The sequence below is a fragment of the Streptomyces sp. AM25 genome, from assembly GCF_058146165.1.
The window spans coordinates 1-8,144 of record NZ_JBKIWN010000037.1 but is presented as its reverse complement, the minus strand read 5'-3'; the positions used below and the strand labels follow the sequence as shown (position 1 = coordinate 8,144).

Below are 8,144 nucleotides of genomic sequence, written 5' to 3'. Positions count from 1 at the left end.
GTGGCCGGCCGCCCGGACCGCCGCTCAGCGCGTCCTGGTCACCCACGCCAGCGCCAGCCACGGGGTGGCCGCGCTCGCGACCGCCAGGCTCCAGCCCGTCGCCGTCGTCGGGAAGGCCGTCAGCAGCGGGACGATCATCACGGCACCGCACAGAAGCAGTGCCGCGGCGGGCAGGTGGACCCAGGGCTCGAAGCGGCGGGCCCGCCGGACGCGCCGCTCGTTGCGGCGCAGCGCCAGGCCGGTGAGGAACCCGGCGATGACCGCGGAGGTCCAGATCACCGGCAGGGCGACGTACCGTCCTGCGATGAAGCCGATGTCGGTCTCCGGCGCCTGCCGCACGCCCAGGCCGGGCCGGTCGGGGGCGTAGCGCAGCTGGAGCGTGCGGCCCTCCTCCGGCAGCCCGCGGGTGACCACCCCGTGCAGGGTGACCTCCTTCTTCCCGGCGGAGAAGGGGATGTCGGTGAGGACCGTCGAGGTGTACTCGTTGTCGTTGACCTCGTTGTCGACGGGCTGCGGCGTGCCGACGACGCTCCGGACGGGCACCTCGTACACCCCGCCCCCGGCCCGCTCGACCTTGGCGAGCCAGGCGCCGTAGGCGCCGTCGGGGCCCACGCCCTGGCACAGGGCGGCCGCGCTGGTGAACGCGATGCCGAAGCCCAGGACCCAGGAGAGCAGGCGCGACGAGCGCGGTGCGGGCCAGGGCCGGTACCGCCTGCGCCATTGCTTGCGGCGTAACACCGCACGTCTGCGCGCCCGCACGGCCAGGGAGGCCAGCACCCAGCACAGGGCGCATGCCGCGGTCGCGCCGAGCAGCCACAGCTGCTGCCGCTTGGGCGGCAGCTCCCGGAACGGGATCATTCCGGTCACCATGGTCGCGTAGCCCACGAGCAGCGTCGCCCACCCGATGAGCCGCGTCACCATTCTCATGCCGTACTTCCCCCGCCACCTGCGAAATCTTGACAAGGGGACAGCGTAATGGGGGCATTCGCGGCAGAAGTCCGCAGGTCCGCCGGAACGGCCTGCAGGGCAGGTCCGGCGCGGCTAGCGGACCGGGCCGAGGAACCTCTCGGGCTGGCAGGCGTCGCACAGCCGCACGTCCTGCCGGGCCACCTGGGCGCGGGCCTCGGCGGTGGTCAGCGTGGCCTCGCCGCCCTTGGGCACCCAGCAGCCGGCGTGGTGCAGCTCGTGGACGGCGCCGCCGGGGCGGCGCTGTTCGGTGAGCGGCCAGACGGCGTCCTCGATGTCGCGCCGGCCGCCGTTGAGCCGGTGCAGCACGACCGCGCGGACCCATTCGTGCGGAGAATGGCCGACTTCTTGTGCGGCGGCCTCGATACGGGCGAGTTCATCATGGGTGAAGAGCTGCTCCATGACGCGGGACAGTAGCAGCGGAAAGCCTGCCGCGAACCCCGTTCTCCAGATGCCCGGCGCTGCTGACCTGCAGGTTGACCGGGGAGCCGGGGGCACTGCCGGGATTGCGGAGGGAGGGGCGGTGAAACGTTGTGCAGCTCCGGCGGTCCTTGCCCCGACTGGCATAGGACAACGGCGTATTACGGCCGGAATTCGATGGCCGGATCGAACTCCCCGGACGCGGCCCATTCGTTGTCACCTGTCCTTGTGAACAGTCGTTCCACGGGCCGGAATTCAGCTCCCGTCGTCGTGCACCGGCTGCTCGCCCGTCCCGTCCGGCACGGTGTCCGTCTCGACGCCGTGTGCGCGGGCCAGCCGCAGCGCGTCGTCGAGCTCGTCCTCCGCGAGGGCCGCCTCGTAGCTGTCCCCGGCAGCCCGTGCCGCCGCGAGGGCCGCGCGTGCCGCACGCACCCTGTCCCGCATCGCCTCGGCGAACGCACTCACCGTCAGCCCCCTGTGTGGCTCGTCCGACTGTTCGCGCACTTGGTGAATTGATGAATTCCGCAATTCTAGGACATGCCGCCGTCCCGGGCCGCTGCCGCGTCGCCGGGCTGAGCATTCTCTCCGGCCGCCGGGCCCCCTCCAAGTGCGGGAACCGGTCACGCGCCGCTGCCATGTGAGTGATGCGTGGTCACTTTCGGTGCGTTTGTCAGATGATCGTAGGTCCGTTTTGTTACTTTTTCTCCCCCGAGGCGCCCCCTGGGCGTCTTGATCCCGTGTCCGTTCGTGGCTGGGGGTGTTGTGGTGGCGATTTCGGCGAGCGATGCCCGGTCGGCAACGGCCTGCGAGAGTACGGAACCGGGACGTTCCGGCACGGACTCCGCCGGAGGGCCGCCCGCCGACGGCCGGGGCGGCACCCTCGGCCCGGGACGGCCCGGCGGGGTGCCGGAGCCGGGCGGCGGACCCGGCGGCGCAGGGCCGGCCGGACCGGGCCGGCCCGGACCCGGCGGCACCGGCCCGGGCGGATGCGGACCCGGGCACTACGACTACGCCCGCTTCAGCCGGCTGGCCGGCGGCCTGACCGACCCCCCGCCCGGCGCCTACCGGGTGCGCTACCGGCGGCTGATGAGCAAGGGCGGCAGCCGCAGCCCGGGCGTCGGCCTCCTCCTCGGCACCGCCCCCCTGATGTCGCTGACGCTGATGGTGTGGCTGATGCTGCCGGAGCACTGGGTGCACCGCGCGTACGCGAGCGACTGGGAGCGCGGCGCCGACACGGCCATGATGCTCTCCATCGGGCTGATCGAACTCTTCCGCGTCGTCAACGTCGTCTCCAACGCCCACGCCACCCTCATGGCCCGGGACCCGGTGCCGGTGCGGGCGCAGCCGGGCACCCGGGTCGCCTTCCTCACCAGCTTCGTCCCCGGCAAGGAACCGCTGGCCATGGTGCGCGCCACGCTGGAGGGCGCGGTGCGCATCGAGCACGACGGGCTGCTGGACGTGTGGCTGCTGGACGAGGGCGACGACCCCGAGGCCCGGCGGCTGTGCGAGCGGCTGGGCGTACGGCACTTCAGCCGCAGGGGAGTCGACCGCTGGAACCGCCCCTCCGGACGCTTCCGGGCCCGTACCAAGCACGGCAACTACAACGCCTGGCTGGACGCGCACGGCGACGACTACGAGTTCATGGCCTGCGTGGACACCGACCACGTGCCCCTGCCCAACTTCCTCGAGCGCATGATGGGCTACTTCCGCGACCCGGACGTGGCGTTCGTCGTCGGCCCCCAGGTCTACGGCAACTACACGGCGGCGGTGACCAAGGCGGCCGAGAGCCAGCAGTTCCTCTTCCACGCCCTGATCCAGCGCGCGGGCAACGCCTACGGCTCCCCGATGTTCGTCGGGACCTGCAACTGCGTACGCATCGGCGTGCTCCGCCAGGTCGGCGGGCTCTACGACTCGATCACCGAGGACATGGCCACCGGCCTGGAGATCCACCGCCACCGCAACCCCGCCACCGGGCGGCGCTGGCGCTCGGTGTACACCCCGGACGTCCTCGCCGTCGGCGAGGGGCCGTCCACCTGGACCGACTACTTCTCCCAGCAGCTGCGCTGGTCCCGCGGCACCTACGAGACGCTGCTGCGCCAGTTCTGGCGCGCGGTGTGGTCGCTGTCCCCCGGGCGGCTGCTCAACTACACGCTGATGGTCACCTATTACCCCATGGCCGCCCTCAACTGGGTGCTCGGCGCCCTGTGCTGCGCCCTCTTCCTGGGCCTGGGCGCCGCGGGTGCCAACGTCGATCCGCGGCTGTGGCTGATGCTCTACTGCGACGCCGCGGCCCTGCAGATCGGCCTCTACCTCTGCAACCGCCGCCACAACGTCAGCCCGCACGAGCCCGCAGGCTCCTCCGGCACGGCCGGCATGGTGATGTCGGCCCTCTCGGCACCGCTCTACGCGCGCTCCCTCGGCGAGGCGCTGCTGCGGCGGACCTCGCGGTTCGTGGTGACCCCCAAGGGCGACTCCGCCAGCGCCGACTGCGTGGCCACCTTCCGCACCCACCTGACGTGGGCGGCCCTGTTCGCCCTGTCGCTGTGCGCCTCGGTGCTGCTCGGCCACGACCACACCGCCATGCGGATCTGGGCCCTGCTGGGGCTGGCGACCGCGCTCGGCCCGGTCGGCGTGTGGCGGACGAGCCTGGTATGCGAACGCCGCGCGCTGCGCGCCGGCATCCCCGCGCCCGGACCCGCCGCCCAGGGGCCCGAACCGGGGCCCGGGCCGCGGCCGGTGGGGCAGCGGACCGGACACTGAGCGGAGAGCACGATGAGGGCGAAGTCGCGCAGGACGCTGCTCGGTGCCGCGGCCGTGCTGGCCCTGCTGGCCGCGAACGCACCGGCCGCCACCGGGTTCGCCGAGCGCGCCTGGCACGAGTACACCGTCAACCAGGAGTCGTACAAGGCCCGTTACGGGCACTGGGACGTCGTGGACGTCCCCGGCCGGTTCCGGATCAACGCGATCCACGCCGCGCTGCTGCACACCGGCAAGGTGCTGCTGATCGCCGGATCCGGTAACGACGAGCGGAGGTTCCGGGCCGGGACGTTCCAGAGCGTGCTGTGGGACCCGTCGGACGGCACGTTCAAGGAGGTCCCCACCCCCAAGGACATGTTCTGCGCCGGGCACGCCCAGCTGACCGACGGAAAGCTGCTGGTCGCGGGAGGCACCGCCCGCTACGAGAAGCTCACCGGCGACGTCCGGCGGGCCGGCGGGGCGATGCTGGTGAAGAACGAGGACCCCGACCGCTCCCGGGTCTTCCCCGCGGGCACCGTCTTCCAGGGCCCCACCGGCCTGCAGTACCGCTCCCAGTTCCCGGTACTGCTGCCGCGCGCCGAGAAGACCGAGAGGGAGGGCGGGGCCACGGTGACCGCCTCCCAGGCGCGGGTCTACGTGGAGTCCGTCGCCGAGGGCGAGGAGGGCATCACCAACACCGCCGACCAGTACCGCATCCTGGGCCTGCGCGGCAAGGACTCCCAGGTCTTCTACGGGCTCGCCGCCAGACTCGGCCTGGACAAGAAGGACTTCCAGGGGCTGCGCGAGGCCTACGAGTTCGACCCGGTCGCCGAGCGCTACGTGCCGGTCGACCCGATGGCCGAGGCGCGCTGGTACCCCACGCTGGTGACCCTGCAGGACGGCCGCGTCCTGGCCGTCTCCGGCCTGGACGACATGGGCGAGATCATCCCCGGCAAGAACGAGATCTTCGACCCGGCGACGCGGAAGTGGTCCCCGGGGCCCGACCGGTACTTCCCCACCTACCCCGCCCTCTTCCTCACCGGCACCGGCAAGCTGTTCTACTCCGGCTCCAACGCGGGCTACGGACCCGCCGGCAAGGGCAGGACGCCGGGGCTGTGGGACCTGTGGCACAACACCTTCGCGCCCGTCCCCGGGCTGACCCGGCCGGAGCTGACCGAGACCTCGGCGTCCGTGCTGCTGCCGCCCGCACAGCAGCGCACCGTGATGCTCCTGGGCGGCGGCGGGGTGGGGGAGTCGCCGCTGTCGACCCGGCGCACGGCCCTCGTGGACCTCAAGGCAGCACGCCCGCACTACGCGCCCGGCCCCGACCTGCCGCAGGGCACGCGGTACCTCAACGCCGTACTGACGCCCGACGACCGGGTGTTCACGACCGGGGGATCGGGCGACTACCGGGGCAAGCACGCCTCCGACATCCTGCGCGCCCAGTTCTACGACCCGCACACACGGGCGTTCACGACCGCCGCCGACCCCACGGTCGGCCGGGACTACCACTCCGAGGCCCTGCTGCTGCCCGACGGGCGCATCGCGGTCTTCGGCTCCAACCCGCTCTTCGCGGACAAGGGCGACACCCGCCCCGGCTCCTTCGAGCAGCGCATCGAGGTCTACACCCCGCCGTACTTCTACCGCGGCCACCGCCCGTCGCTGCGCTCGGAGCCACTGGAGGTGCGGCGGGGCGAACTGGTCGCGCTGCCGGGCGCGTCGTCGCGCGGGGTGGCCGCGGTGCGGCTGATGCGGCCGAGCGCGGTGACGCACGCGACCGACGTGGAACAGCGCTCGATCGCCCTGGAGTTCGCGGTGCGCGGCGGGGTGCCGACGGTGCGGGTGCCGGAGGATCCGGCGTTGGTGCCGGGGGGTTGGTACATGCTGTTCCTGACGGACCGGTCGGGTACGCCGTCGCGCGCCGCTTGGGTGCGCGTGCGCTGAGCGGTGCGGGTCGTTCTACGGGGCGCGGCGCGGTGCCGCGTTCGCCAGGTCCAGCGCGTACTCCGACCACCAGAACCCCGCCGGAGGCGCACCGCGGCAGGTGCCGTCCGATTCCCCGGGGCGTTTGATCCAGACGAACGCGTCGACGAGCGGTGAGCCGGTGAGTGTGGTGGGCGGCGTTCCCAGGGCCCGTCCCGGCGGGTTGCACCACGACTCGTTCGCCGCGGGCAGCAGCGGGCCGTTGCCGTTGCGGCTGGTGTCGATGATGTAGTGCGAACCGCCCAGCAGCGCGGAGAGCTTGTCGCCGTAAGTGCGCGTCGTCTCCGTCGTGTGGAAGTTGGAGACGTTCAGCGCGAACCCGTCGGCCTGGCCGGCCCCCGACCGTTGCAGTGCGTCGGCCAGCATCTTCTGGTCGGAGATCCAGCCCGCGTTGCCCGCGTCCACGTACACCGAGGTGCCCGGCAGCGCCTTGAACGCCCGGACGGCCTCGGCGAGGAGGCCCAGCCGTTCCGCCGCGGCGTCCGCGGGGAGGCAGTGCGTGGCCCACTGGGCGATGGCGTCCGGCTCGAGGACGACCCATGCCCTGCGGTCGCCGATCCCGGCCGCGGCCCGGGCCACCCAGGTGCGGTAGGCGGCCGCGTCCTTGGCGCCGCCGGAGGAGTACTGTCCGCAGTCGCGGTGCGGGATGTCGTAGGCGACGAGGACGGGGATGCGGTGGGCCCTGGCCGCCTCGCCGGTGACCTGTGCGGCCTGGGGCTGCGGGTCGCCGGAGGTGAGCCAGACCGCCGTCGGCTCCTCGGAGAGGCGCCGCAGCGAGACGGCGTCCCCGTCGCGGCCGCGTTCCTGCCAGACCCGCTGCTGCCGGGCGGGCCGGCCCAACGGCTCGGACCAGAAGGGGAATCCGGGCCCGTCCCCGGGGTCCGTGGCGGCCGCGGCGCCGGCGCAGAGCGGCAGGCACACGGCACTCGAGCAGGCCAGGGCGGCGGCTCTCCGTCGCGTACGTCTCCTGTGCATGGGCGTCTTCCCTTCCGGCCGGCCGCAGAGATTCTTCCCAGGCTGGAATGTGGCGCCCCGTCAGGTCCTGTTTTGCTGCGCCGTACGGGTAGCGCTCTGCCCCGTTTGGAGGTGATGACGCGTCAGTTGGCGCCCAGTACCTCGCCCAGGTCGTAGCCCACCGGTTCCTCCAGCTGTGCGTAGGTGCACCCCTGCGGTTCGCGGTCCGGGCGCCAGCGCCGGAACCGGGCCGTGTGCCGGAAGCGGTCGCCCTGCATGTGGTCGTAGGCGACCTCGCACACCCGCTCCGGGCGCAGGGCGATCCAGGACAGGTCCTTCTTGCCGGTCCAGCGGCTCGGGGCGCCGGGCAGCCGTCCGGAGGCCTGGGCCTCCGCGTCCGCCCAGGACTCCCAGGGGTGCCCTGCGGGCGACTCCATGCGCAGCGGTGCCAGTTCGTCCATCAGTTCCCGGCGCCGGGCCATCGGGAAGGCGGCGCACACCCCGACGTGCTGGAGCCGGCCCGCGGAGTCGTACAGCCCCAGCAGCAGCGAGCCCACGACCGGGCCGCTCTTGTGCAGGCGCAGGCCGGCCACGACGCAGTCGGCGGTCCGCTCGTGCTTGATCTTCACCATGACGCGTTCGCCCGGCAGGTAGGGCAGTTCGGGCGGCTTGGCGACGACGCCGTCCAGGCCCGCCCCCTCGAACTGCTCGAACCAGCCGCGGGCCACGTCCAGGTCGTAGGTGACGGGCGCGGTGAAGAGCGGGGCGGTCGCCTTCCGCAGCGCGGCCGTCAGGGCGTCGCGGCGCTCGCGCTGGGGCGTGGCGAGCAGCGATGCGTCGCCCAGGGCGAGCAGGTCGAAGGCGACGAAGGAGGCCGGGGTCGTCCCGGCCAGCATGCGGACCCGGGAGTCGGCGGGGTGGATGCGCTCCAGCAGCGCGTCGAAGTCCAGCCGGCCCTCCCGGACGATCACGATCTCCCCGTCCAGGACGCAGCGCCGGGGGAGCTGCGCGAGCAGGGCGTCCACCAGTTCGGGGAAGTAACGGGTGAGCGGCTTGCCCCTCGACTTTCGCTGTTCTCGTAGGTC

At 72.8% G+C, this 8,144-nt stretch carries 7 protein-coding genes; 2 read left to right on the top strand and 5 right to left on the bottom strand.

What is annotated here, in order from left to right; genetic code table 11:
- Nucleotides 1-24 precede the first annotated feature (24 nt).
- From ACLHRZ_RS32315 to ACLHRZ_RS32305, 3 genes are all read right to left on the bottom strand, one after another.
- Nucleotides 25-927, bottom strand: coding sequence for a hypothetical protein (locus ACLHRZ_RS32315; RefSeq protein ID WP_490422153.1), 903 nt, complete (start codon nt 925-927; stop codon nt 25-27).
- Between the two features lie 114 nt (nt 928-1,041).
- Nucleotides 1,042-1,368, bottom strand: a complete 327-nt coding sequence (locus ACLHRZ_RS32310) for a DUF6233 domain-containing protein (RefSeq protein WP_490422152.1) — start codon at nt 1,366-1,368, stop codon at nt 1,042-1,044.
- Between the two features lie 273 nt (nt 1,369-1,641).
- On the bottom strand, nt 1,642-1,851 hold the full coding sequence (locus tag ACLHRZ_RS32305) for a hypothetical protein (protein WP_490422151.1): 210 nt from the start codon (nt 1,849-1,851) through the stop codon (nt 1,642-1,644).
- Between the two features lie 438 nt (nt 1,852-2,289).
- Between ACLHRZ_RS32305 and ACLHRZ_RS32300 the strand changes: the two genes are divergently transcribed.
- Nucleotides 2,290-4,146, top strand: a complete 1,857-nt coding sequence (locus ACLHRZ_RS32300) for a glycosyltransferase family 2 protein (RefSeq protein WP_490422188.1) — start codon at nt 2,290-2,292, stop codon at nt 4,144-4,146.
- Between the two features lie 12 nt (nt 4,147-4,158).
- The gene (glxA, locus tag ACLHRZ_RS32295; protein ID WP_490422150.1) at nt 4,159-6,066 is read left to right on the top strand and encodes a radical copper oxidase GlxA; all 1,908 of its coding nucleotides are present in this window, start codon (nt 4,159-4,161) and stop codon (nt 6,064-6,066) included.
- 15 nt (nt 6,067-6,081) lie between these two features.
- On the opposite strand, the gene ACLHRZ_RS32290 is transcribed toward glxA, so the two are convergent.
- Together ACLHRZ_RS32290 and ACLHRZ_RS32285 are read right to left on the bottom strand one after the other, a co-directional pair.
- Entirely contained in the window at nt 6,082-7,080 is a 999-nt protein-coding gene (locus ACLHRZ_RS32290; protein WP_490422149.1) for a glycoside hydrolase family 6 protein, read from the bottom strand.
- 122 nt (nt 7,081-7,202) lie between these two features.
- Nucleotides 7,203-8,144, bottom strand: a 942-nt coding sequence (locus ACLHRZ_RS32285; protein ID WP_490422148.1) for an ATP-dependent DNA ligase, incomplete at its 5' end; no start/stop codon positions are given.